Origin of the sequence: Paenibacillus sp. FSL R5-0810, assembly GCF_038002285.1 — a bacterium.
Taxonomy (GTDB): Bacteria; Bacillota; Bacilli; order Paenibacillales; family Paenibacillaceae; genus Paenibacillus_AQ; species Paenibacillus_AQ lactis.
On sequence record NZ_JBBOCF010000001.1, the window covers coordinates 1,672,195 to 1,696,768 of the forward strand.

The 24,574-nt window shown below is 46.2% G+C and carries 21 protein-coding genes and 1 pseudogene; 12 read left to right on the forward strand and 10 right to left on the reverse strand.

Annotated elements, in window-relative coordinates:
* Positions 1-152 precede the first annotated feature (152 nt).
* The 4 genes from MKX76_RS07565 to MKX76_RS07580 form a co-directional block, all read right to left on the reverse strand.
* Entirely contained in the window at positions 153-1,034 is an 882-nt protein-coding gene (locus MKX76_RS07565; protein WP_213615611.1) for a carbohydrate ABC transporter permease, read from the reverse strand.
* Positions 1,035-1,051: 17 nt separating this feature from the next.
* Entirely contained in the window at positions 1,052-1,990 is a 939-nt protein-coding gene (locus tag MKX76_RS07570; protein ID WP_341035029.1) for an ABC transporter permease, read from the reverse strand.
* A 95-nt stretch (positions 1,991-2,085) separates the two neighbouring features.
* Complete coding sequence (locus MKX76_RS07575; RefSeq protein WP_341033350.1) at positions 2,086-3,675, reverse strand: extracellular solute-binding protein; 1,590 nt, start codon at positions 3,673-3,675, stop codon at positions 2,086-2,088.
* 99 nt (positions 3,676-3,774) lie between these two features.
* Entirely contained in the window at positions 3,775-5,511 is a 1,737-nt protein-coding gene (locus MKX76_RS07580) for a glycoside hydrolase family 2 protein (RefSeq protein ID WP_341033351.1), read from the reverse strand.
* A gap of 152 nt (positions 5,512-5,663) precedes the next feature.
* Here MKX76_RS07580 and MKX76_RS07585 point away from each other — a divergent pair, with 152 nt between their 5' ends.
* The 6 genes and pseudogenes from MKX76_RS07585 to MKX76_RS07610 all read left to right on the forward strand — a co-directional run bounded on the left by MKX76_RS07585 (position 5,664) and on the right by MKX76_RS07610 (position 11,123).
* Complete coding sequence (locus MKX76_RS07585) at positions 5,664-6,500, forward strand: AraC family transcriptional regulator (RefSeq protein WP_213615605.1); 837 nt, start codon at positions 5,664-5,666, stop codon at positions 6,498-6,500.
* A gap of 537 nt (positions 6,501-7,037) precedes the next feature.
* Entirely contained in the window at positions 7,038-7,436 is a 399-nt protein-coding gene (locus MKX76_RS07590; RefSeq protein ID WP_341033352.1) for a hypothetical protein, read from the forward strand.
* A 216-nt stretch (positions 7,437-7,652) separates the two neighbouring features.
* Positions 7,653-7,985, forward strand: a complete 333-nt coding sequence (locus MKX76_RS07595; RefSeq protein ID WP_007128050.1) for a winged helix-turn-helix transcriptional regulator — start codon at positions 7,653-7,655, stop codon at positions 7,983-7,985.
* 409 nt (positions 7,986-8,394) lie between these two features.
* Positions 8,395-9,126, forward strand: a complete 732-nt coding sequence (locus tag MKX76_RS07600) for an NAD(P)-dependent oxidoreductase (protein ID WP_341033354.1) — start codon at positions 8,395-8,397, stop codon at positions 9,124-9,126.
* A 13-nt stretch (positions 9,127-9,139) separates the two neighbouring features.
* The gene (locus MKX76_RS07605; RefSeq protein ID WP_341033357.1) at positions 9,140-9,598 is read left to right on the forward strand and encodes a DUF2269 family protein; all 459 of its coding nucleotides are present in this window, start codon (positions 9,140-9,142) and stop codon (positions 9,596-9,598) included.
* A gap of 170 nt (positions 9,599-9,768) precedes the next feature.
* Positions 9,769-11,123 (forward strand): annotated as a pseudogene (locus MKX76_RS07610) (FAD-binding oxidoreductase).
* A 153-nt stretch (positions 11,124-11,276) separates the two neighbouring features.
* Here MKX76_RS07610 and arsC read toward each other — a convergent pair.
* From arsC to MKX76_RS07625, 3 genes are read right to left on the reverse strand one after another with little or no spacing between them, the layout of a single operon-like run.
* Positions 11,277-11,678, reverse strand: coding sequence for an arsenate reductase (thioredoxin) (arsC, locus tag MKX76_RS07615; protein WP_341033358.1), 402 nt, complete (start codon positions 11,676-11,678; stop codon positions 11,277-11,279).
* A 27-nt stretch (positions 11,679-11,705) separates the two neighbouring features.
* Entirely contained in the window at positions 11,706-13,100 is a 1,395-nt protein-coding gene (locus MKX76_RS07620; protein WP_340901458.1) for an arsenic transporter, read from the reverse strand.
* Positions 13,101-13,112: 12 nt separating this feature from the next.
* On the reverse strand, positions 13,113-13,439 hold the full coding sequence (locus tag MKX76_RS07625) for an ArsR/SmtB family transcription factor (RefSeq protein ID WP_007128044.1): 327 nt from the start codon (positions 13,437-13,439) through the stop codon (positions 13,113-13,115).
* A 170-nt stretch (positions 13,440-13,609) separates the two neighbouring features.
* Between MKX76_RS07625 and MKX76_RS07630 the strand changes: the two genes are divergently transcribed.
* The 3 genes from MKX76_RS07630 (at position 13,610) to MKX76_RS07640 (ending at position 15,597) form a co-directional block, all read left to right on the forward strand.
* Positions 13,610-14,059 carry a MarR family winged helix-turn-helix transcriptional regulator gene (locus MKX76_RS07630; protein WP_007128043.1) on the forward strand — a complete coding sequence of 150 codons (450 nt, stop codon included), beginning with the start codon at positions 13,610-13,612 and terminating at the stop codon, positions 14,057-14,059.
* A 58-nt stretch (positions 14,060-14,117) separates the two neighbouring features.
* On the forward strand, positions 14,118-14,561 hold the full coding sequence (locus MKX76_RS07635) for an NAD(P)-binding domain-containing protein (protein ID WP_007128042.1): 444 nt from the start codon (positions 14,118-14,120) through the stop codon (positions 14,559-14,561).
* Between the two features lie 223 nt (positions 14,562-14,784).
* Entirely contained in the window at positions 14,785-15,597 is an 813-nt protein-coding gene (locus MKX76_RS07640) for an arsenite methyltransferase (RefSeq protein ID WP_210094859.1), read from the forward strand.
* Positions 15,598-15,849: 252 nt separating this feature from the next.
* Here MKX76_RS07640 and MKX76_RS07645 read toward each other — a convergent pair whose 3' ends face one another.
* Positions 15,850-16,701, reverse strand: coding sequence for a LysR family transcriptional regulator (locus MKX76_RS07645; RefSeq protein ID WP_007128039.1), 852 nt, complete (start codon positions 16,699-16,701; stop codon positions 15,850-15,852).
* Between the two features lie 129 nt (positions 16,702-16,830).
* On the opposite strand from MKX76_RS07645, the gene MKX76_RS07650 reads away from it, so the two are divergent.
* Positions 16,831-17,820 (forward strand): zinc-binding dehydrogenase, encoded by a 990-nt coding sequence (locus tag MKX76_RS07650; RefSeq protein ID WP_007128038.1) that lies wholly within the window; start codon positions 16,831-16,833, stop codon positions 17,818-17,820.
* 98 nt (positions 17,821-17,918) lie between these two features.
* On the opposite strand, the gene MKX76_RS07655 is transcribed toward MKX76_RS07650, so the two are convergent.
* Together MKX76_RS07655 and MKX76_RS07660 are read right to left on the reverse strand one after the other, a co-directional pair.
* Positions 17,919-19,532 carry an ABC transporter permease gene (locus MKX76_RS07655; RefSeq protein ID WP_210094868.1) on the reverse strand — a complete coding sequence of 538 codons (1,614 nt, stop codon included), beginning with the start codon at positions 19,530-19,532 and terminating at the stop codon, positions 17,919-17,921.
* 22 nt (positions 19,533-19,554) lie between these two features.
* Entirely contained in the window at positions 19,555-20,436 is an 882-nt protein-coding gene (locus MKX76_RS07660) for an ABC transporter ATP-binding protein (protein ID WP_210094860.1), read from the reverse strand.
* A gap of 320 nt (positions 20,437-20,756) precedes the next feature.
* Between MKX76_RS07660 and MKX76_RS07665 the strand changes: the two genes are divergently transcribed.
* Both MKX76_RS07665 and rarD read left to right on the forward strand, forming a co-directional pair.
* Positions 20,757-21,353 carry a TetR/AcrR family transcriptional regulator gene (locus MKX76_RS07665; RefSeq protein WP_007128035.1) on the forward strand — a complete coding sequence of 199 codons (597 nt, stop codon included), beginning with the start codon at positions 20,757-20,759 and terminating at the stop codon, positions 21,351-21,353.
* Positions 21,354-23,603: 2,250 nt separating this feature from the next.
* Complete coding sequence (gene rarD / locus MKX76_RS07670) at positions 23,604-24,482, forward strand: EamA family transporter RarD (protein WP_341033361.1); 879 nt, start codon at positions 23,604-23,606, stop codon at positions 24,480-24,482.
* Positions 24,483-24,574 lie beyond the last annotated feature (92 nt).

Genomic DNA, 24,574 nt, shown 5'->3' on the forward strand with positions numbered 1-24,574 from the left:
GCTTTGAGAGGGGCCCGTATGCAAATCAGCAAGCGTTAAAACCTTTTACATAGGTTTTAACGCTTTTTTTTATGCAATCAACGGTAAAGGATTGCCAAACATGATGAACGTTTTTCCAGCAAATTGTGCAACCTTAAAACCATGCTATCCCATTATTCTTTGAGCGCACCGATCATCACGCCGTGCACAAAATATTTTTGCAGAAACGGATACAGAACCAAGATCGGCAATGTTGATACAATGATCGTTGCGTACTTTATGGTGATCCCGATATCCAGACGATCGCCGGTCGCTGCTCCTGTCATCATACTATCTGTGCTGTTGGAAATCAGAATCTCCCTGAGCACCAGCTGCAGAGGGAACAGCTCCCGGTCACGTAAATAAATCAATGCATTAAAATACGAATTCCAATGTCCGACGGCATACCATAAAATCATGACGGCAATCACGGGCATAGAAAGGGGGATAATAATCCGGGTCATGATCACCCAGTCAGTCGCTCCGTCGATGCGTGCCGATTCCTCCAAGCTTGCCGGAATGCCTTGAAATGCCGTTCGCATTATAATTAAGTTGAACGAGTTGATTGCTCCTGGCAGGAGAAGGGCCCAAGGCGTATTTAACATCCCAAGATTATTAACCAGCAGGTAAGACGGAATAAGCCCACCACTGAATACCATGGTGATCACGATCAGGAGCATGATGTGGTTTTTGAAATAAACATTACGACGGGAAAGTGCATAGGCACCGAGCGTTGTCATGATCAAGTTGATGACTGTTCCTGTTGTCACGTACAACAGCGTATTCCGGTAGCCAGTTGTAACCATAGGATTTTCGAGTACCGCTTTATAGGCATCGAAACTAAACCCTTGTGGATAGAACAGCATGCCGCGAAACTGGGCCATTTCTGTAGGATTGCTTAGTGATGCAAACAGAATATAAATAAACGGATAGAGTGTAACGAAGCAAAGCAATACCATAAAGCAGAGATTGAACCAAGAAAACACAGTTTCACCCAGTGAACGTTTAGTGGTCATTTTTCTTGCTCCTCCTTTTACCACAGCCTGTGTTCGCTTACCCGCTTGCTAATTGTATTGGCCAGTGTAAGCAATATGAAGCTGATGACTGAATTGAACAAGCCTACGGCAGCGGAATACCCGAAATCTGCTCCAAGAATACCTTTTCGATACACATAGGTTGAAATAACATCAGCCGTTTCGTAAGTAAGCGGGTTGTAGAGCAAAATGATTTTTTCACTTCCTACGGCAAGCATCGATCCTATATTAAGGATAAATAAGATTACAATGGTCGGCATAATGCCTGGGATGGTGATATGCAACGTTTGCTTCCAACGACCTGCGCCATCGATACGAGCCGCATCATACAGAGTAGGATCAATGGAGGACATCGCGGCGAGATAGATAATAGATCCCCAGCCGATTCCTTGCCAGATCCCGGAGGATACATAAATAGAGCGAAACCATCCCGGCTCTTGCAGGAAAGCGATGGGCTCATATCCAAAAAAACCGAGGATATTATTAATCAGACCATCACGGGCAACAAAGTCGACAAGCATTCCGGCTACTACTACGATTGAAATAAAGTGAGGGAGGTAACTAATCGTCTGTACAACGCGTTTGAAGAAGATAAGTCGAATCTCATTAAGTAATAGAGCCAGGATAATTGGGGCAGGAAATGCAAATAACAATTCATAAAAGCTGATCATTAAGGTGTTTCGAAGCAGTCGCCAAAAGTAAGGGTTTTCAAAAAAATTCTGGAAGTGGGTAAAACCCACCCATGGACTTTGCCACACCCCATCGGCTATACCATAATCCTTAAAAGCTATGAGCAGGCCATACATAGGACCATAATGAAAAATGGCGTAATAAATCAAAACAGGAACAAGCATCAAATAAATATAGCGATTACGAACCAAGTCCCTCTTGATGATACTCTTTTTGCTTTCAGCAGGTACTCTAACTGCTGAAAGCATAGAGCTTCTATCTAAATCAGACACGAATTCTCCCTCCCGGATGTCCGGAAAACGGCAAGCTGCCCCATGCCATCTTCCAGAATTGTTGGTAATGCTTATCGGTTGTTGTATCTTTCTAAAGCTGCTTGTTGAATTTGGATCGCTTCCTCGATTCCTAAACCTTTTAGCATTTCTACATAGGTATCGAAATTTTCGAGCGGCTCTGAACCCATAATAAATTTGAGAATTATTTCGTCTTTAAATGTATTAACGTCAGTCATAATCGAGGAATATCGGCTGCTATCTTCTACAGAGATACTAACGGGAGGCATTCTTTTTTCTTGTGTAGTATTTGACCACAATGTCATTGCTTCTTTTTGTTCCGGCTTGGTCGTATACTGCTGCGTATGACGTACATCCTGCACAAAAGGACCTGATGTAGCGCCCATAATATGCTTTCTGAAGGCTTGGGAAATCGGCAGCCCGTCAGGATTATTCAAGATAGCATCCGTATACTGGGGCTGGTCGTCAACTAATGTGTAGGTTTCGCCTTCTTTTCCGAAATTCATGATGAGTTTTCCTTCTTCACTGTACAAGTAATCCAGGAATTTTACGGTTTCAACAACGTTTTTGTTACTTCCGGTTATCGCTGCGAAGATGCCGGTAACGGGATTATCCATATGTCCGAACACCGGCTTTTCGCCAGGATGCAAAGTCGGATAGGGGGTTCCGACAAGTTTAAAATCCGGTTGGCTCTTCGCCATCAAGTCCATGTATTTTCCTATTCCGCCATTGAGAAATAACACCGTCGATCCGACCTGATTTCCTGTTATTTTGGCATCTGTCATCTTGGCATCCGCTGTCGCGAAGTCCTTGTCGAGCAGTCCTTCGTTATACCATTGGTTCATTGTGGCCAAGTATTCCTTGAAACCGGGTTCAATGGGTCCGTATTTGACGATATCATTCTCCCGGTAGAAATCATTAGGTGTTCCGAAGGCACCGGCAAAAGCTAGTTCTCCTGCCGGAATGAGAATCGGAATTTCGTCCGCTTCACCATTTCCGTTGGGGTCTTGCTCTTTAAACGCTTTCAAAACGGCGTACCATTCATCAATGGTCGTTGGTACAGACAAATTTAATTGATCCAGCCAGTCTTTGCGAATTGCTGGTCCCAAAAACACTTGCTGGGTGACGTCCTCCCGAATGAACGGAAAGCCAATGAGATCTCCATTGTCTGTAGAAGCCATTTTTCTCCATTCCGGATGATCGTCCAGCAGTTTTTTTAAGTTGGGGGCATGATCCAAATAATCATTCAATGGAATGAGTTTCTTATCTCTGATTGCTTTCTGTGCTCCACCGGGGTAAGCGTTCCATCCATAATCTACAACATCAGGCAGTTTATTTGATGCTACCATCAAGTTGAATTGTTCCCCGAGTTGACCTTGTGCCGGATGCTGAAATTCAATTTCCACCCCGGTTCTGGCCTCAATTTCCTTCCATGAAGTAACTTCTCCATAACTCTTCATAATGGCGGCAGCATCCGGAAACAATTCTACCCAATACGTTAATTTCGTTAGTGGTTGATTCTGTTTTGATCCCGTGGGTTCCGCCACCTCCGATCCTTTCCCACTGCACGCAGCCAGCGTAGTTGTAAACAGTCCCAAGATCATTAAGACAATTGCATACCTGCTTATCTTTCGTGTGTGCATGAACAAATCGCCCCTTCTCCAAAAGTTATGTTCATTCATTTGGAATGACGGTTTATCATCTGATCTGCAGGAGCATCCCACCCGGGATGCCCTCACGGATCATTTCAGCGTGGAACCCCAGTCGTATGGATCGTTTTGGCCGGTATAAATGCCCTTGACGACGCGATAGGCAAGCTTGGGTTTCCGGTATTCGTTGAGCAGCCCTTTGTTATTGAAGGATCGTGCCCGATCCCTGAAGTGGGGAAGATGACTCTGCAGCTGGGCCCTTGTATCTGCAAACTGCCAGACGTAGGTGCCGCTAATCTTCGGATCGGACCGGAAGAGCTTCAGGGACTTGCTGAGGATATCAGCCTGGTAGTCCTCGCTGAACAGACGGGGTTCCCAGCCGGAATCACCGAATACGCCTGCTCCACCAAATTCGGTCATAAGCACCGGAGTGCTCTCTGCTCCATATTCCTTGCAGCGCGCATGAAAGACTTCAAGCATTTCTTCGAACTCGACATGTCCGAAATACCATCCGCCATAATAGTTAATTCCGATAACGTCAAATAGTCCGAGGCAGATGTCTTTCATGGGATGCATCGTGGCATAAGCCACCAGTCTTGACGGATCTTTACTCCTAACGAGTTCTGTCATCTTGATAGACAATTCATAGGCCTGCGTGGAGCGCGTATCAATCTCGTTATGGACAGACCAGAACAGGATGGAGGGATGGTGAAGATCTCGCTCAATCATCTCATCCATCATGGTCATCGCGCGTTCAACGAATAGCGGGTCGCCCGTCTCCGCAGCAGGAAATGCGGCCCCCCAAATCGGAATTTCGCTCCAGAAGAGCACGCCACGCTCATCCAGCAGATCAAGCCAGTATTCACTTTGAGGGTAATGTGACCCCCGTACAGTGTTGCATCCCATCTGCTGGATAATATCAAGCTCCTTGGTCATCAATTTGTTGGGGAAAGCGAAGCCCCATTCAGGGTGTTCCTCGTGACGGTTAACTCCCTGCAGATAAAGCTCCTTGCCGTTTAGCAGAATCTTCTTGTTCCGGGTCTCCACGGTGCGGAACCCGATGCGGTCTGTATGGTCGTCATGCCCGGCTACGGATCTGATCATGTAGAGAACAGGATCCTCCGGTTCCCACCGCTGGAGGTCCGTCCAGGTTTGTTCCACGACTAGTTCCATGCTGCCTTTGGCAGGTAGGGAAGCGCTGTCAGCAAAGAATATCTCATTATTCCGATAGAGGGATAGGGGCACTTCGACTGAAGTGTCCGACATGGAGCGGAGCTTAAGCAAGATTCGGACATCAGCACTGGAATCTCCTGTCATCTCGTAGGTGATACGCATTCTCTCGATCGAGACATCAGGCAGTCGCTGTACCTCTACGGGCCGGATGATTCCGCCGTAATGAAACCAGTCTACAACGTGGTATGGCAAAGTGTTGCGCCCCAGCGTGCTGTCTGTGCGGACGACAAGTTGGTGAACCCCGGCTGTGACATTAGGGATCGTGAAATCAAATGGAGTAAATCCACCATAATGGTATCCCAGATGCTGACCATCCCAGTACACATCGGCATGACCCATCACGGCGTGGAACAATAGACGCAGATGGCTGCTCTCGTCAAGTGTTACCCAAGTCCGGTACCATGCCACTCCTTCGTAGTCGAACTTACCGAGCTCGTTATTCCAACAGGACGGCACCGGTATACGATCATGCATGGAAGGAAAGTTTGTGTGCCAATCCTCAGATAATCCAATATCATCCTTGTCAAAAACGAAATCCCATAACCCGTCGAGAAATTGGCATTCCCTAAGTCGATGCTGCTGAAACGTGCGGATCATATTTACCATCTCCAATGATTTTTCTTTAGATACTCAATAACTGCTGGTCTGTATGTTCGGAGTGTAGCACCTTCAGCAAGTAAGGGACAATGGCAAAAACAATCCTAATCATTTATCATAAATGATACAAATCATAATAAAGGGGGAAACCAATGGAATATGCTTTGGGAAATATGGTGGTGCATATACACTGGGTACTCGCAAAGCCGGCGCTGCCAGGCTGGGAGGATATTCGGCAGACCGTTTCCGGGCATACCTTTTACTACATCTACAGCGGTAAGGGAATTTTCCGCAGTGAGGAGGGGGACGTAGAAGTTGAAGGAGGCACATTGGTGTACCTTTGGCCCAGGTTGCCTCTTCATATGAAGTCCTCCGAGACGCACCCGCTTCGAATGACGATGCTGCTCTTTGATTGCGCTTCGCTAAGAAAGAATGAGAATGGGTGGGATGCCCCTGAGCCTATTGAACGACTGCGGCTGCCATTTCTTTTGCCTTTACAGAGTGAGCGTATGGGAAAGATCGGAGAGCTGTTCCGTGAAGCGGAGAGAGAATGGGTGCCTGGAGATCTCGTTCGAGAGGCGCGAGTAAAATCTGTCTGGTATCGCTTATTGCAAGAGGTGCACGAGGCGGCGGAAGCAGGTGGAAGAAACCATGGTGAGGAAGGAATAACAGCGGCTCTTCGCAGGTTCAAGGAGAAACTGGACACGGGATTTGCCACCGAGTTTCGCATCACCGAATTGGCGGAGCAGACTGGTTTCTCGCCTGTTTATATACGCAGAAGCTTCGCAGCACGTTACGGGTGCAGTCCCAAGGAATACCTGGACCAGCTTCGCAATGAGCATGCCCTCCGCCAGCTCCGATTCACAGGTGATTCCGTCACGGATATAGCGAGAGCATGTGGTTACACTGACGTCTACCAGTTCAGCAAAACGTTTAAGAAGCGCAATGGTCTATCTCCGAGCGAATACCGCAGAACACAAAGAGAGTGATACCCGCCTGAACATCTGTCAGACATAGATTTTGCCTTCAATAGGAGCATTATTACGAACTTAATCTTGTTGAGCGGTATCGATAACTAGATTTAAGATATCTGATAAAGAACATTTGTTCTCTCGGATAAGATTTATAGATGAACTTTACGATTAGAAAGTCGCATGATTTGCGGCTTTTTTGTCATAAGTAACTGGGTTCTTGTCAGAACTCATTGACAAAAACTTAGTTGCGTAGCTGACTAGACAGGTGTATTTAAGGCTTAAGACTAAACATTAAAGCACAACGATAACTTTCTTAAAATTGATTTAGGAGGAATCAATGGTACACCCGCATTATCCTTCGCACTTGCATGAATGTTGTATAGTTATTGGAAACGAAAGGTGGGGGATGTTATTGAAACTCTGAGTTCTTCAAAATTCGCCCGAAGTGGTGCCATGTAGGGACTGGGATCATCATCCTCTGGTACTATAGGAGGTCTTTCCGATGAAATCCTTACATTCGTTATACAAATAAATACAGAGTGAGGTTCTACAATGAAAGCTGATAGCCCAGAACGCCAACGATTGCTGATCCAATCGATGCAGTCAACTTTAAAGAAACTCGAAAATGCTTATAACAACATGATTGGGAAAGAAGCAAACATAACCCTCATTAAGAAACGACGGGATGCCGTGAAAATCGCTTTAGATAGTCTAGAAAATGCTTGGCATGGAACAGGGTTTCCATACGAGATGTTGGACATCTTCGAAGCCCGAACTGTTATTGTCGGTATTCTTCCTTCTGTTAAAAAACAGTATCAAAACGCTAAAGAAGGCAGCCCTCAAAAGACGTTACTAGAAAGACGTATTGCTTCGATTGAAGCTGCCATAAATGCTCTGGATACCAAATCCGTTAAAGGGGATTCCAACTATGTGATTAAGGATGAAGTTTGAAGGGAAAAGATTAGGATAACTTGATCCCAATCCGATCCTTAAGAAGACTTTATCTCATTCTCGATGGATCGTAGGGCGGTCGTGAAGGCTGGATTCGTTAAAGTCTGATTCCCTTTTTTCGTTTTCATGTTTGACTTGATCGTAGAGCTAGCGTAAAATTCAATTATGGCAATTTTAGGTAATGCACTTACTTGAAAGTAAGGGGATGATCCATCGATGATTCATCAGCGTCAATGTCCGATTGAGACACTCATTCATGTTTTAGGCGGCAAATGGAAGCCCCTGATTTTATGGCATTTGATGGACTCTAATAAGCGATTCAATGATCTGGAGAAGCTCATACCTGAGGTGTCACAAAAAATGCTCTCACAGCATCTCCGGAATCTGGAACGGGAAGGCATTGTCGATAGAACGGTCCATCCTACGGTCCCTCCAAAAGTAGAATATTCACTCAGTGAGTACGGAAAAACATTGATCCCTGTAGCAGAAGTCATGTGTGCTTGGGGAGAAAATCATAACAAGCGGAATATTGAAGACTCAGCGTCATAACGGTGGTTCAATGACCTTGTACATGGCTTCAATAACCCCAAACAAAAGCTGTCACGGGAATCCCGGGCAGCTTTTGTTATTCCTGCGGTCGCAAAATGACAACATTAATTCAAGTGTGCACCACTCAATGACGACCGTATGAGTCAAGTAATTGAATTCGCCCCCCTTGGCACGTGGCATTCATTAACGAGTTTTAGATCCTAAATGCCCCATTCTGTAGAATTGCCGTCAATCTGCCTATAAAAGAGCTCCCATTTCCTCCTGATCTTCATGTTCATGTTGGTGTCCTTTTGTCATGCTTACTTTTTAGTAAGGACCCTACTTTAAAGTGGGTTCTTAACATCATGCAAGGGCGATGCTAAGCTTGATCTAACCAAATAATGGGGACACGAAAGAGGAGGAAAAACCAATGAAAATTGTTGTGTTTGGAGCGACAGGGAATACAGGGAAGAGAGTGCTGCTACAAGGGATAAAAATGGGTCATGAAATGACCGCTTTTGTGCGAAATTCGGAGAAGCTTTATGAGCAACTAGGCGAGCATTCCGCCAAGCATGTGAAGGTTATCGCGGGCGATATGATGGAACCGGCTAGCGTCGGTGAGGCGCTCGCGCATCAAGACGCCGCTATTCTTGCAGCGGGCCATGCGGGGCAGGGAGACGAATTTAATAGGATCGTTGACAACATTATTAGCCAATGTGAATCGGTGCCAAGTTTCTCCGGGCGGGTATGGGTAATGGGGGGAGCCGGCCTGCTGGATATACCTTATACAGATCTAATCGGCAACAATTTACCCGGCTTTCCACCTGAATACAGGAACCATAACCGGAACCTCGAAAGGCTGCAACAGACTGGACTCGATTGGTCCATGATGTGTCCGGGAACCATGACAGTGTCGAGAGAGCAGCCGGATTCGGTTCCTCTTCTTGTAACAACGGAAACCTTACCCGTTCCGGTTCCAGAGACGATCAAGGAATATTCCGAGACGGATATTGCCGGTTACTTGTTCAGTCGATTTCATGAGCTGAATGTGGCTTATGACGATGTGGTCACATGTATGCTGGAACATCTTGAGCTCGAAGGACCGTTTAAAGGAAAAAGGATCGGTCTAGCCTATCAAACCCAACATTTGACGGTGCGCTAAGGAGGAGGGAACTATGGGTTTGTTTGGAATCCTGCTCGTTTTGCATATATTGGCTTCTATCGCTATCATGGGCCCCACTTTCGTTTTGCCCATCATTCGAAGATCTGCTAGAACCGTCGGCCAGCTGCACTTTGCTTTCGGCATAGCAACCAAGCTTTCCAAAATACCCAAAATTGGCGGGACCGTCCTTATTTTAACCGGGGTTTGGCTTATGATCATAACCAAGACGGGGTTCTCCCAAATGTGGCTGAATGTATCCATCCTTTTAGCGCTGCTCACGGTCGTCCTGATTGACGGATGGATCGAGCCCCGTGTGAACAAGATCGAGAAGAGCATTTCTGAAAATTATGACCAGGGTAATGAGATACCCGCCGAATTCGGACTGCTGATCAAAAAGATCGTGCCCATCGAGACGGCAGCGCAGCTGCTGATGATTGCCATACTGGTGCTTATGGTCATGAAGCCATTTTAAAGGGCAGATGGGGACAACAAACCGATCGTAGAGTCATTAAACTGACTTAGAATCTCCTCAAGAAATTTTAAGGGCACCAGCCCATACACGTCACAGATTTCCATCATACATTATATGGCATCCGCCGATATGTCAAAAATGTATTCATTCTTCTCATTAATTCTAAGGAGATGGACAGATCCGTGAAGTCAGATGTGAGGCTTACTGGGCGAGTGATTTTTAGGGGTGACCCTGGGTATGAAGCAGCACGCAAAAATTGGGATCCACATACGGACAGATTTCCTAAGGTTTTTGTTTTTGCTCAGAAAACACAAGATGTGGCCAATGCCATTCGATGGGCTCGAAAAAATAAAGTCCCCTTGCGCCCGCGAAGCGGAAGGCACGCCTTGGAAGGCAATCTCTCGCAGGTCAATGGAGGAATCGTCATTGACGTCAGCGAAATGAAGAAATTCGTCTGAACAAAAAGAGCAGCACAGCAGTAGTAGAGACCGGGAATCAGGTTGGCCGAATCGTCGATACGTTGGCTCGGCAGGGTTATATGGCCCCATTTGGCGACAGCCCAACGGTAGGGATCGGCGGCATTACGCCTGGTGGTGGAATCGGGCCGCTACAAAGAACGACCGGTCTCATCAGCGATAATTTAATCGAACTCGAAATGGTAGACGCTAAGGGGAGAATCATTCGAGCAAACAAAAAACAAAATTCCGACCTTCTATGGGCATCCCGTGGGGGAGGCGGCGGGAACTTCGGCGTTTATACCAAATACAAATTCAAGGTGCTGCGTGCTCCAAACAAAGCCACAGTATTTCGAATCACCTGGCCATGGGAGCAGTTTGAAAAAATCGTGAAGAAATGGCAGGTTTGGGCTCCGAACGCCAGCACCAAGCTCGGAAGTGAATTAAGCGTCGGTCCCAAAAAAGGCGGAAATGTCAGTATGCTGGGGATCTACCTAGGATCAAAACGCGAGGCGCTTATCCAACTCGAACCGATTCTAAGCGTTGGTACCCCGACGCAAAAAATCATTCGTTATCTGCCATACAGGGAAGCCACTAAATTTATGCTTGCCCCCGATCCGGTTCTTACACAAAGATTCAGTAACCAATTCTCAAGCGGCTTTGGCAGACGTCCATTTCCAGAGAAAGCCTATAAAGCCATGCGTGAGTTTCTGGAAAAAGCAGAGGGAGGAACGCCAGCCGGGTTCTTTTTCCTGAATTGGGGCGGCGCCGTAAGTCGGATCGCACCTAGAGCCACCGCATTCTACTGGCGCAAAGCTAAGTTCTACGTCGAATGGAACAGCTCTTGGGTGAATCCATCTCATGCAGCTAGAAATATCGCTTTGACCCGAAACACCCGAAAGAAGCTGCAGCCTTATATCGTAGGCTCCTATATTAACGTTCCAGACCAGGGCATTAAGAGTTCCGGGCCGGTCTATTATGGAAAGAACTATCCAAGATTGAGAAGAATAAAAGCAAAATATGACCCGAAAAATGTATTTAACAATCCACAGAGCATTCCTCCAGCTTAACGAGAACCAATCAATAAGAGTAAATCGAAAGTCGTTAGTTTCTACAAAATAAAGTGATTCAAAATAATCTACAACCATTCAATAAAACAAGAAGGCAGCCGTTAACGATATCGGCTGCCTTTATTGAGCTAGCGAGCAGGGAAGGAGACTTGTCTATTCGCCTGAGACGCCAAACTTAAGTATTCGATCCCCAATCTCATCCCGAACCTTTTGGAACACAGCCCACTTTTCTTCATCCGTGCCCTGAGCTTTCGCAGGATCATCAAATCCCCAATGAACTCTTTTTACTGTCGGCGGGGTAGCATCCCCGCATAGCGTTACAACCATATCCGCTTGGTTAAGAATTTCCGGATCAACCACATCGGAGGTTTGGTGGGAAATGTCGATCCCTACCTCATTCATGGCTCGAACAGCATTGGGATTCAGCCCGTGAGCTTCGATACCAGCACTGTATACATTCCAGCTGCTCCCTAGATGCTGTTTAGCCCAACCTTCAGCCATCTGACTGCGGCATGAGTTGCCGGTGCAGAGAAAGTATATGGTTTTCTTCTCCACGAATCATCGTCTCCTTTTATATAAAAACTACAAAACTGCTAACCACAAATAGAGCCCAAGCAAGGTTATAAACAGCGTTGGGACCGTGAGAATAATCCCGGTCTTAAAGTAAGTTCCCCAAGAAATTTTGACCCCTTTGGTAGAAAGCACATGAAGCCATAGCAATGTTGCCAATGAACCAACCGGCGTGATTTTAGGCCCCAAATCAGAGCCGATCACGTTAGCATAAATTAATGCTTCCCGAATCGTTCCAGACGTCTGGGTAGCATCAATGGCTAGCGCATCAATCATGACGGTAGGCAAATTGTTCATGACCGATGACAGAAGAGCGGCAATGAACCCCATACCCATTGTCGCCACAAATAATCCTTGGTCAGCAACGGTTTGTATAGCTATTGCGAGCAAATCGGTAAGTCCCGCATTTCGGAGACCATACACCACGACATACATGCCGATAGAGAAAAAGACAATTGCCCAAGGGGCTCCTATGAGGACTTCTTTCGTTGGGACCACCCGACTGCGCTGGGCAAGTAATAGGAACATAAGAGCGATGACACCAGCTATAAGGGATACAGGGATATTCAGAAACTCGCTGATAAAGTACCCAATTAAAAGAACGATTAGAACATACCAAGACATCCGGAACATGAAGGGATCCTTGATGGCATCGGCAGGCTCCTTCAAGCGGGTGGCTTCAAACTGCCGCGGAATACTTTTACGGAAGAAGAAATACAGGACCAAGATGCTGGCGATCAGTGAAAATAAATTCGGAATGATCATTCGGCCAGCGTATTCCCCGAACCCGATTCCAAAGAAATCAGCGGATACGATATTGACCAAGTTGCTCACGACGAGCGGAAGTGAAGTGGTGTCCGCGATAAACCCACTCGCGATAATGAAAGGGAATACCTTTTTTTCATCAAAGTTAAGCGCCCTTACCATGGCCAATACGATCGGTGTCAAAATGAGGGCTGCTCCGTCATTCGCAAAAAAGGCAGCGACAACAGCACCCAGAATGCTGACGTATACAAACATGCGGATGCCGTTTTCACGAGCAGCTCTTGCCATATGTAGGGCAGCCCACTCAAAGAATCCAATCCTATCTAAGATTAGAGAGATGATGATGATCGCAACGAAAGCTAACGTGGCATTCCAGACCATTTGGGTAACATCCCAGACGTCATGGACACTAACTACCCCGGCAAGTAACGCCAGCACAGCACCGCCGCAGGCTGACCATCCGATGGATAAATTTCTGGGCTGCCAGATAACCAAGGTTAAGGTAATCAAAAAAATAATACTAGCTAATACAACAGTTGCCATCTCGTCCTCCGTTTGCTTCAAAGTCTGTGTCATCGATGAACGACGGAAATCATTATATAACCATATACTTATATAAACAACAAGAAAAAACTTCAGAATGCTGCAAAAGCCTCATTCGCAAACCGAAGTTATTTCTTTTTTGTTAAGCGCAGTTAGAATGGTCTTAGAATTAGGCGTATACTCGAGCACCGACCTAATGTATGGTGGAACATCTACACTCAAGGAATAATATACCCACTGACCGCGTTTATCTTCTTTTACTAGGCCCTGGGATTTTAATTTTCTTAAATGCTGACTTACGCCGGGTTGAGAAATCTCCAGGATATCAACGAGTTCGCATACGCAAAATTCCCGGTCCCTCAACAAGGACAAAATGGTGAGACGGGTACCATCGCTTAGCAGCTTCAACTTATCAGCCATTTCGTAGATTTGCTCCAAACCAACACCTCCTTATCTGATCAACCATTTCTCACATAAGTAAACGGTTATATAATATTCGGATTCCGGTAGAAAATCAAATGAAAGATAAGTCTTTGATTTCTTACCCAAATAACATTTGCATATTGCAAATGTTTCGTGTATAAATGAATCAAGAGGTGAACAGAACAATGGAAAGCACTCGCGAACTATTTCAGATTATGACACGCCGTTTCGGCTTATTGAACAAAAATTGCTGCACTGTGGGTGGTAATGACATCACTCCTGTCCAAAGCCATATTTTGTTCGAAGTCGACCGTCAGCATAATCCTTCGATCCAGCAAATCGCAGAAACATTGGGGACCGATATTACAACATTCAGCAGACAAGTACAGTCTCTAATCAAAATGAATTTAATTAAAAAGACACCTGATCCTGCCGATCGCCGGGTATCGACCCTCTCCTTAACGGTTGAAGGGAAGTACGTAGCTACAACGATCGACCAACAGATGAATGCTTATCTTGATGAAATATTCTCATTTATGACCGAATTCGAGAAAGAGACGGTCCTTCGTTCCATCAAGTTAATGAATGAGGCAATGGCTAAATCTGATAATTGCTGCAGACCCATTATTGGGTAAATTTTTTTACCTTCAAATACTTGTATAATGCAAATAATGAACGAAGGGGGGCTTTAAAATGGCATCCGTTTTAGCATCAATTGTTATCGGAGGCGGGCAGGCCGGTATGGCTTCCGGGTATTACTTGAAGCAAAACGGGCTCAAGTTTTTGATCTTGAAAGCAGGCGAGCATGCAGCTGGTTCTTGGCCGCATTATTACGATAGTTTAAAGCTGTTTTCGCCAGTAAGGTTGTCCTCATTGCCAGGTATGAGGATATCTGGAGCTGCAACCCACTATCCGTCACAAAATGAGGTGATTCAGTATTTTCCCATAGGGGCTCTTGGCACTGAGGGAAAACCGATACAGACAGCAGGAATAAGCCTTACCGCTCCAGGACTTTATTATGTCGGTTTGGAAGGACAGCGTTCCTTCGCTTCCGCAACATTAAGGGGGGTGGGGCCGGACGAAAAATACGTTGTAAGCAAGCTAATGCGTTATTTGAAAATAAGAAATCATTTATAGGGAGGATCTTACCTATGTATTTAAATTGGTGGGACGAAGAATATCTTTTGAAGCAGCAGCAGCTCGAAGTTGAGCGAGCCAGTAGGGAAGCCTGGAAATGGAAAAAGCCAAAAGAGGGGGTGTTGAACCAACTTCTTTGGAGACGGCAACCTGCGAATTCAATAGCCTGTTGTACGCCTAGCTGTTGCTGATCTTATAAAAACTACTCGAAGGAGATGATCGAATGAATCAAGTAACGAACGATCAAATTCGCCAAAATGTACGTAACCGTTATAAACAAGTGGCTATTCAAGAAGGTAATGCTAGTTCGTGTTGTCAAACCGACATACAAACAACCAGCTGCTGCAGTACACCTTCCGACTTCAATTCGATCTCAAGTAAGCTTGGATATTCGAATGATGAACTAAGCGCGGTGCCTGAAGGTGCAAATCTTGGTTTGGGGTGCGGCAATCCCCAAGCTGTTGCGTCATTAAAGCCTGGTGAAGTCGTACTCGACTTAGGCAGCGGCGGGGGTTTTGACTGTTTCTTAGCGTCCCGCCAGGTGGGGGAGACCGGTAAAGTGATCGGCGTTGACATGACACCTGAAATGGTTAGCCGTGCACGTAACAATGCTATTAGAGGGGAGTATTCGAATACAGATTTTCGTTTGGGAGAAATTGAGCATCTTCCTGTCGCTGATAACACGGTGGACGTCATCATCTCAAACTGTGTTATCAACCTTTCGCCTGATAAGCAGCAGGTGTTTAATGATTCGTTTCGTGTTCTAAAAAGCGGCGGCAGGCTGGCGATTTCCGATATTGTGACAACAGCAGAGCTTCCTTCAGAAATAAAAAGCGACTTAGATGAACTTTATTCAGGTTGCATATCAGGAGCATCTTCAATTAGCGAAATTGAGACAATGCTTCAACAAAGCGGATTTACCGATATCTCCGTCGAACCGAAGGATGAGTCCAAAGATTTTATTAAGGATTGGGTTCAAGGATCCAATATCGAGGATTACATCGTATCAGCCGTAATCAAGGCAATCAAGCCTTAGATATTACTAAACACTTTTTTCGTTTAACGGAAAGGGCTGGGTTTTATACGCACAACAGAATATTGGGAAGCTGGCGTTTTTGAGAAGCAGGGTGTCACGGCTGGTAAGTTTATTGATGTAATGACCATGGAAAAAAACGACTTACTTTAAGAGAAGATTTATGCTCCTGTAGCGAAACAGGAGCTTTTTTATGTGTTCGATAACAACAAATCAATACCTTCTAAAAGAAAATAGCAGGTGAAGATTAAATCACTATTGATGATTTAGCTCTAAAAATGCTCGAAGCGCGCTGCTCACTGGGACGTCCCTGTGATAAATAAAATGCACCACAAGCTCACGATAGGACTTCGGAAGCGTCATGGCTTTCATGTTGATCTCCTTGGAAAGCATTGCGGCATTGGACCTCGGAAGGAGAGCTACACCGAGTCCCGAAGCAACCCCTCCGATGACAGCTTCGAGCGAACCGAACTCGATGATACGCGGATGTTGGACTCCGGCTTCTGCCAGAAGGCGCTCCACTCTGGACCGGTGAGTACAGCCCGTCGATAAGATCAGCATTGGCTTGTGCAATTGCTCCTGCAGACTTTCGGCCCCAACTTCGGTGAGCAGCACCAGTTCTTCTTGATAGTAAGGGATCTGCTTCAGCTGAGGATGCGTTACAGGGCCGTACACGAAAGCCCCGTCAATTTCACGGTTAACTACTTGCTGCATAAGTACGCTGGAATTACCCGTGTTCAGGGACAGATTGACCTCAGGGTATCGAGCATAATAATCGGCGAGGCGTTCCGGAAGATAAGCTGCGGCGGTGGATTCAATCGCTCCGATTCGCAGCTGTCCCCGCGGCTTATCCTCAGCCTGAACGGATTTCTCCGCTTCACCCAGCAAATTTAAAATTTCACGCGCATATCCAAGCAAAATCTTACCGGCTGGAGTCAATTCCATCCCCCGGTTGCTTCGGACAAATAGTGATGTTCGCAGGCCTTCTTCCAGCTGGCGGATCCGGCCCGTGACGTTAGAGGGAACATACTGAAGGCGCTGGGCCGCTCGCGTGATGCTGCCTTCCTCCGCCACTGCGTAGAATATACGTAAATCTCCACTTTCCATACGCCTTCACCATCCTGGCTTCATTTCTACTGAATGTCACATTCATTACTAACCATTTTACATGCATCGGAGTGAAACTTACAATGAATCCAGGACGGCCAACAGGCCGGAAGAAGGAGAGGAATTCATATGAAAGCAGTTATTCATCACGGCCCGAGCGGTCTGGGCGGGCTTCGAATCAGCGATGTGAAAATAAAACAACCGGGTTTAGGTGAAGTTAGAGTCCGCTTAAAGGCGGCCGGACTCAATCACCGTGATCTATTTTTGATGGAGGGACGGCAGGCAACGGATAGGCCGCTCATTCTGGGTTCAGACGGGGCAGGGATCATTGAGGAAGTGGGTAAGGGCGTTAGCGATCACATGGTTGGCAACGAGGTCATCATCCATCCGACGATCGGCTGGGAGCGCACAGAAGAGGTCCCTGTAGTACCTGAGATTTTGGGCGGTCCGATGGACGGCACCTTTGCCGAGACGGTAGTGATCCCGGCGGGCAATGCCTTCAGAAAGCCATTATATCTGAGTTGGGAGGAAGCGGGAGTACTTCCTTTGTCTGCTCTAACAGCCTACCGTGCGCTGTTTACAAGGGCCCAAATCAAGGCAGGCGAGCATGTGCTCATTCCGGGCATAGGAGGCGGGGTTGCAACCTATGCGATGCTCATGGCCCAAGCTGCGGGGGCTGTCGTGAGCGTTACATCCCGCAGTGAAGCCAAGCTTGTTGAAGCTCGGAGGTATTCTTTACATAGGGCTTTTTCAAGCGACGGGGATTGGAACGAAGAGCTGGAAGGGGAGAAGGTGGACGTGATCCTAGATAGCATCGGTCCGGCAACCTTTTCCCAATACTTAAAGGTGATTAAGCCCAATGGGCGGATTATCAGTTTTGGGGCCAGCTCCGGCGATACGGTAGATGTTCCGCTTAGGGCTTTGTTTTTTCCTCAGCTGTCCTGGATCGGTACATCGATGGGGAGCCGGGAGGAGTTTGCTGAGATGCTTCAGTTCATGGAGAAGCACAGGATTCATCCGCTGATCGACCGGATGTACGCGATAGATGAGACACGGAGCGCGTTTCAGCGAATGATGGCGGGCGAGCAGTTTGGCAATATCGGTTTGCTCTTCGGATAAACGCCATAAATCACAAAAAATAACGGGCCGAAATCACATAGTTCAGCCCGTTTTCTGCTCCATTTTATGTCAAGACATATTACGAATTCACTTCTCTGCTAAGCTCCTTCCACCATATCCCGTTTGCGATATCCCATGTAGCCCATAACCATCAAAGCAACACTGATCACCGAGATCGCAATAAAGGTAGCGGCATCAAACGGATCTACAGGCATCCGCGGAATCCAGCTCTGGACGGCTGTCTTAGCGAACCATTCCGGCAAATCCAAAATGCCGCCGAAGTAGTTTAATGCAAAAGAATAGCCAAGGTACCCATATACGGCTTTCCCTAGTCTTGGGGCCCAGCCTAAAGCCAATGCGGCGAGCCCCGTAAAGAATAACACGGAAGGGAAGAAATTATAACCCGCCACGAAAAAATCCCGCATATTGATGGACGAGCGGTCACCCATGGCAGAAATGGCCGTCGCTCCAAGACCGCCGGAAGCGAGCAAAATGCCCACGATCCCAGCAGCGATGGCCAAAATGACACTCGTCCAATAGAGCTGAGCTCTCGTCACTTTGGTTGCATAAAGCTGACTTAAATGCAGCCGGGTTTCTTCCGAGAACAGTTTGTTCACGATCGCAATCGGCAAAATGGAAACCATTCCGATCAAGACCATCATTATGGTCCCGGTGAAGGATTCCTCGATGGAAACGCCGGATATGGTAAACATTTGACTCATGACTTCATTGCTCTCGAGGAAAGCCTGCATATCTCCATAAATCGAACCATAAGCTGCTCCCATAATGACGAAAGCAATCAACCAGCTGATCATTACGCCTTTGTTCAGCTTGGTAAACAGGCCGGGTACGGACAGCAATGATTTTTTTGCCGATTCTCGTCCTTCTCGTTCGGACAAATAACCGGCCCCCATGTCTCGACCGCCTTCAAGGGCAAAAGCGATGATCACGACAATGACGCTGAAGACGATCGCCACAATCAGGGGAATCCAATTGTTCTTTGTAAATGGATAGGCTAGATAAGTCCAACCCATCGGATTGATCATGGAGAAATCAACATTCGACACATCCGTACCAGCACGAAGAATATAAAGCAAACCTACAATTCCAAGCGATGAACCGGTTGCTCCGGATGAAGTTGGCATAATTTGCGCCATGACTAAGGCAATCACGGCTCCCAGGATCCCGGCCATCCCGATGGATGCGCCAAACAAAAAGGCTCCATCGGCCGAAATCGTATCTGCGCCATAGCTGGTCATGACTCCTCCAATCACGAGCGCCAATAGAAAATTGATCAAGACGACTTCGGCAATCACCGCAAGCGAATTGGCTTGACGACCTACTTGAAAAGAGCGTACGAGTTCAGTAAGCCCTAGATCTTCTTCTTTGCGGGTATGGCTTACCACATGCAAAGCAGCGATAATCATCGCAAACAAACCGCAGAATAACAGCATTTCGTGCGCATACATCGCGCCTAAAGTATAATCCGCCGCGGTCTCAACCGGTGTCGGACCAACCATGGAAATCATGGCAGGATTTTGCATGGTTTCATACATTCCCTGCAAACCTTGCCCTTTGCCGATTTCTTCAAAAGCCGGAACAAATCCGGCTGAAAACAAGCCTAAACCTAAAATCCAAATGATGATTTTTTTCCAATCACGTTTCAGATATTGGACGAAAAGTACACGCGAACGCGCAAATTTTTCTTGCATCCCAGTCTCCTCCGTTTCCGCTTTAGACTTCATAATGACGCATGAATAAGTCTTCCAGCGTAGGCGGCACGGATTCAAATTTCTTGACGCCCAACTTTGCCGCTTCGGACAAAATATCATTGATACATTCGTTATCCGCCGAGAATGTCGCTTGATTGCCGGATTGCTTGAAATCATGGACACCGTTAACGGATGCCATCTTAGCCACATCGCCTTGCGTTACCATAGTTACTGTCGAACGGGTTAAGTGACGCAGCTCATCCAATGTTCCGGTTTCAACCACTTTGCCCTGGCGAATGATAACTACTTTATCGGCCAGCCGTTCCACTTCGCTCAAAATATGAGAGGACAGTAAGATTGCTTTTCCCGCAAGCTTGATTTTTTCGACCTCATCCTGGAAGACGGATTCCATCAACGGATCCAGGCCGGAAGTCGGTTCGTCGAAAATATACAAATCGGAATCAACGGATAAAGCCGCGATCAAGCCGACTTTTTGCCGATTTCCTTTGGAATAGCCCTTGGCTTTCTTCTTCGGATCCAACTCGAACCGTTTAATTAAATAGTCGCGTTTCGTTTTGTCTCCGCCGCCATGCAATTTCATAAACAAATCAATGATTTCGCCGCCTGTTAAGCTGCCCCAGAGCGCCACGTCCCCAGGAACATAAGAAATTCGTTTATGAATCTCAAGACTGTCCTTCCATACATCCTTGCCAAAGATCGTCGCATCCCCGGCATCCCGCTGGATGATCCCGAGCAGCGTACGAATCGTGGTGGATTTTCCCGCACCGTTCGGCCCGATAAATCCGGCAACTTCCCCGGCATTTACCGTAAATGACACGTCATGCAACGCTTTGAATTTCCCGAAGCTTTTTTGCAAGCCTTGAACTTTTACAATGTTTGTCATAGCACTAAAACTCCTTCTTGACCAGTTTTAGTAACGTGCTTTCCAGTCTAAAGCAAAGCTTCACCTCAACAAATAATGAACTAATTATTGATATTTAGTTCTTATAATCGTTGAATTCGCTTTGTTTTAAACCAAAGTTCATTTACAACTTCAGTTATACACCCGTTTAATGGCATAGTCAATGCAAAAAAACATAAGTTTAGAACTCTTATTTGTTTTATAATTCGTAATTTCGATATATAATTAATAGGAAGGAAAAATACGAACTAAATCCTCCATATTCATTTTTAATCATAATCGTTAGAAAGCAGGAATAAGGAATGAATGGTTTTGAAAAGCGGACCCAAGCGAAGAAAAATCAAGTTCTAGAAGCAACGTTTAACTTGATGAATACCGATGCGGGCATCGAAAATGTAACGGTAGATGAGATCGCGAGACATGCCAATGTCGGTAAAACGACGATATTTAAGTATTTTGGGAGTAAAGAAAACCTGATCCAGGAGGTGTTTAAGTATTTTTTAACTCAAATGGGAGAATCGGCCCGGGAGCTCATGGCCGAAAATAAACCTTTCGAAGAAACGATCATTGCCATGAGTCAGATCAAAATTCAATTTCTGGAGAAGATCAACAAGCAATTTTATTTCGATTTAATGGATTATTTTACGAAGAAAGGAGATGACGGATTATCACTGATGATGCAGCAGTACGTCCAGGAAAGCTACAGCCTCATGTTGGATTTATTTCACCGCGGGCGTAAAGAAGGTAAGGTTGATCTCAAATATTCGGATGAATTTCTTCTGATTTATTTTCAGGCTCTGGTTGAAGGGATCTCCAGCCCCCATATTTACAAGAGGATTCTCCCTTATACCGCCCAATGGACGGAATTACTGATAAAAGGTGTTGCACCAAGCAAATAAAGCAATCAGTGAACGCCACAATCCCCAGGCTTCTTTCACTGATTTTGAGCCCTTAGCCAATATCTTTCGCCGCACTACTATCATCGGGGTTGGAGAGTCGACTCGCGGTGCCCGAAGCGCTCACCAGATATATCTCATTAAGGACCGACTTACGAGATTCCTTGTTGAACACCTGGGATTCCGTACGCTCTTTCTGGAGACGGACTGGACTATAGGGATGCAGCTTAATGAGTACTTGCGCGTACAGGCAAGGGCGACCCACAAGCTTTGCTTGCTGCAACTTGGGGCCCTTTACAGACAGAAGAGGTTCTCGATGCTCTATGTTGGATGCGCTCCTATAATATACAGAACCCGGGCGATACGATTCGAGTTTTTGGTGGGTACTTCGGTGCAGGGCATGTTCAGGTATCCGACGAAGTGGCAGGTCCCGCAGGCAAGATTATGATCGATGCGAATAATGCATATAATTTGAACTTAACCAAAGAGGTTTTGGAAGCTTTGGCGGACGTGAATCTATCCTGGCCACAGCCCCAAGCGGAGGAGAGGGTACCTGCATGTTATACACGGAAGTAGCAAATTCCTCCTCTGCAGCGTCAGTCATAACGTCTACCAGTATACATGTTCCCGTTGCTAGTCGAGAAAGCAAACCAAAAAGAAACCTCTCCTTCGGTGAGATGGAAGTACAACCATCTATAACTGGAGGGAGAGGCTTTTTAGAGTATCAAATTGTCTCCTAATTGTGATTCAGGAGGTTCTGGCTATTATCAAGACGATCTTTCTGGGCTTCTCCGAATGAAATAAAAATAAACAGCGAATTCAATGACGATCACGAGATATCCCCAGGTAAAGGAGCGTGAGAATGTCATTGATTCAACAACCAAATGATACAGTAAGGTAAACACGAAATGCAGCAGGGTCCCGATTAAGATGAACCAAGGTTTTTTTATGGATAGATAGAGCGCAAAGAGTACGATGCTCGAGATACATAAGAGGGAGTACAACCAAGTAATAGGGACAAGAGCGATCATCAATCCGAATCCGTATTCATAAGAGGCCGTAAGGTTGCCTAATAGGTCGAATAATATGACGGTATTCAGAAGCACGAGATTGTGATCAACAAACAAAGCAAAAATACAGCGCAGGTATTCCGTTTTCTGAATAAGTTTATCGAACTTAGCACGACTTTCCTCCTTGTCAAGATAACACCATCATAATGTATAGTATTGATTCAGACAATTGCTTTCTTGCTCACTGAAAATCTGAACGATGGCGGGAATATCTACGCTTAAAGCCGCATAGCTGCGATTTTTTTGTGTTTTAACCGCACCTGTCTTATTAGTCGATGCATTAACAATCATGAAATTGAAAAGTGTAAGGACCACCTAATGCAGAAAATGTCTCCGGGATGGATCTATTTTTTTCCTTTCATCCATGTCATTATCAAGATAAACAAAAAGGATAATTTCCGCGCACAGGTCACTACTTTGTTCGTACATTTGGGTCAAGGCACAAAATAACGTTTTAACCAATGGCGGTGCTATGATGATTTCTCATAAACTAAAAGTTATTGAGCAGATGTCGGAAGGCGATGGGTTATTAAGGGAGTTTGAAGAAATTATGATTCAAGGAGTGTCGATTGACTCAAGAACAGTTAAGCCAGGTAACTAGAATCGGAACGGTATGTGCAGTACCGGGCAGCAGCAATGTTTAATTCACTAATTTCCTTAAACGTTTCGTTGCCAGCGGAAGTGGTAGAGCTGTTGTTATCGGATTATTTTATCAATGATCTGCCTACGGAAGAGTTCCATAGCAGTATAAGGAAATATCCGGAGACTCAAGGTTTGATATTGGAATGCATGTCGAAATGGGGAATAAGAGAACCCAAGAGTCCGCGTGGTGATTTCCAGCGAGATGTTAAAGAGCTTTTTTCACGTTGTAAAAATCATCCGGATACAACTTGCTTGCCGGCAGGTTATGTTATTACAAAAAATGGGATCTCTAGACAAAGAACTGGCGGATGAGGATATATTGTGAATCTAAATCGGAGTTCGGCTAGGATTATATTGTTAATTCGTAACAAACCATACCCATTTGGAACGTTTACAACCTATGGACTTTAAAAGCCGCATATTGCGGTCTTTTTTCTTTTAATCTTTTAAGTAAGCACATCCAGATTATTTACTTTACTTACACGAGGATCGAGGCGTATAATCCGTTTCAGACATCGGAGAGAGAAGAGGGGACGTAATCATGAATAATGGATTGGTCAACGCTATTATTGCGTATATTATGTGGGGTATTCTCCCGCTATATTGGAAGTTATTTGATGATGTGCCGGCAGGTGAAATTCTATCACATCGGGTCGTCTGGTCGTTCGTCTTCATGGGTATTCTCGTCGCGCTCCAGCGCCGTTGGGGTGAACTCAGGAAGATTGCAGCTAGCCGATCGCTGCTGCTGTCGCTCTCTGCCAGCGGACTGTTGATCGCTGCGAATTGGCTGATCTTCATCTGGGCGGTCAACAACGGCCATGTTGTAGAGACAAGTCTCGGCTATTATTTGAACCCGTTGCTGAATGTACTGCTTGCGGTGGTGTTCCTTCGCGAGAAGCCAAGCCGCGGCCAATGGCTCGCGATTGCCATCGCGGGTGCCGCAGTGCTCCTCATCGCTATCGACTACGGGCGGTTTCCGTGGGTTGCGATCTCGCTGGCCGTAACGTTTGGCTTGTATGGTCTTGCGAAGAAGAAGATCGGGCAAGACGCTTCTGTAGGCTTGTTGTCTGAGACGGCTGTCGTCCTGCCTGTCGCGCTCGGCTATTGGATCTATCTGGCTGCCGTAGGAAAGACAACGGCATGGACGCTGCCTCCGTCCATGTTCATCGAACTGCTTCTTTCCGGCGTTGTTACGGCGCTGCCGCTGCTCTTCTTTGCCCGGGCGGCTGCCCGGATGACGCTGTCCACGCTCGGCTTCGTACAATACATCGGGCCGACGATCATGCTGTTGCTGAGCGTCTTCGTGTTCAAGGAGTCGGTTTCTCCGATTCTGCTCGTCGGCTTTGGGCTCATCTGGACAGCGCTTGTCGTATATGCTTCATCATCGATTCGAAGCGCGAAACTCGCAAAGGCGAGCTGATGGCAAAGGCGCCCCGCGACCGTAATAACGGCCATTTCCGTCCAATGGGGCGGAGATGGCTGTTTCAGTTATGGTGTTACCTGGCATACCAG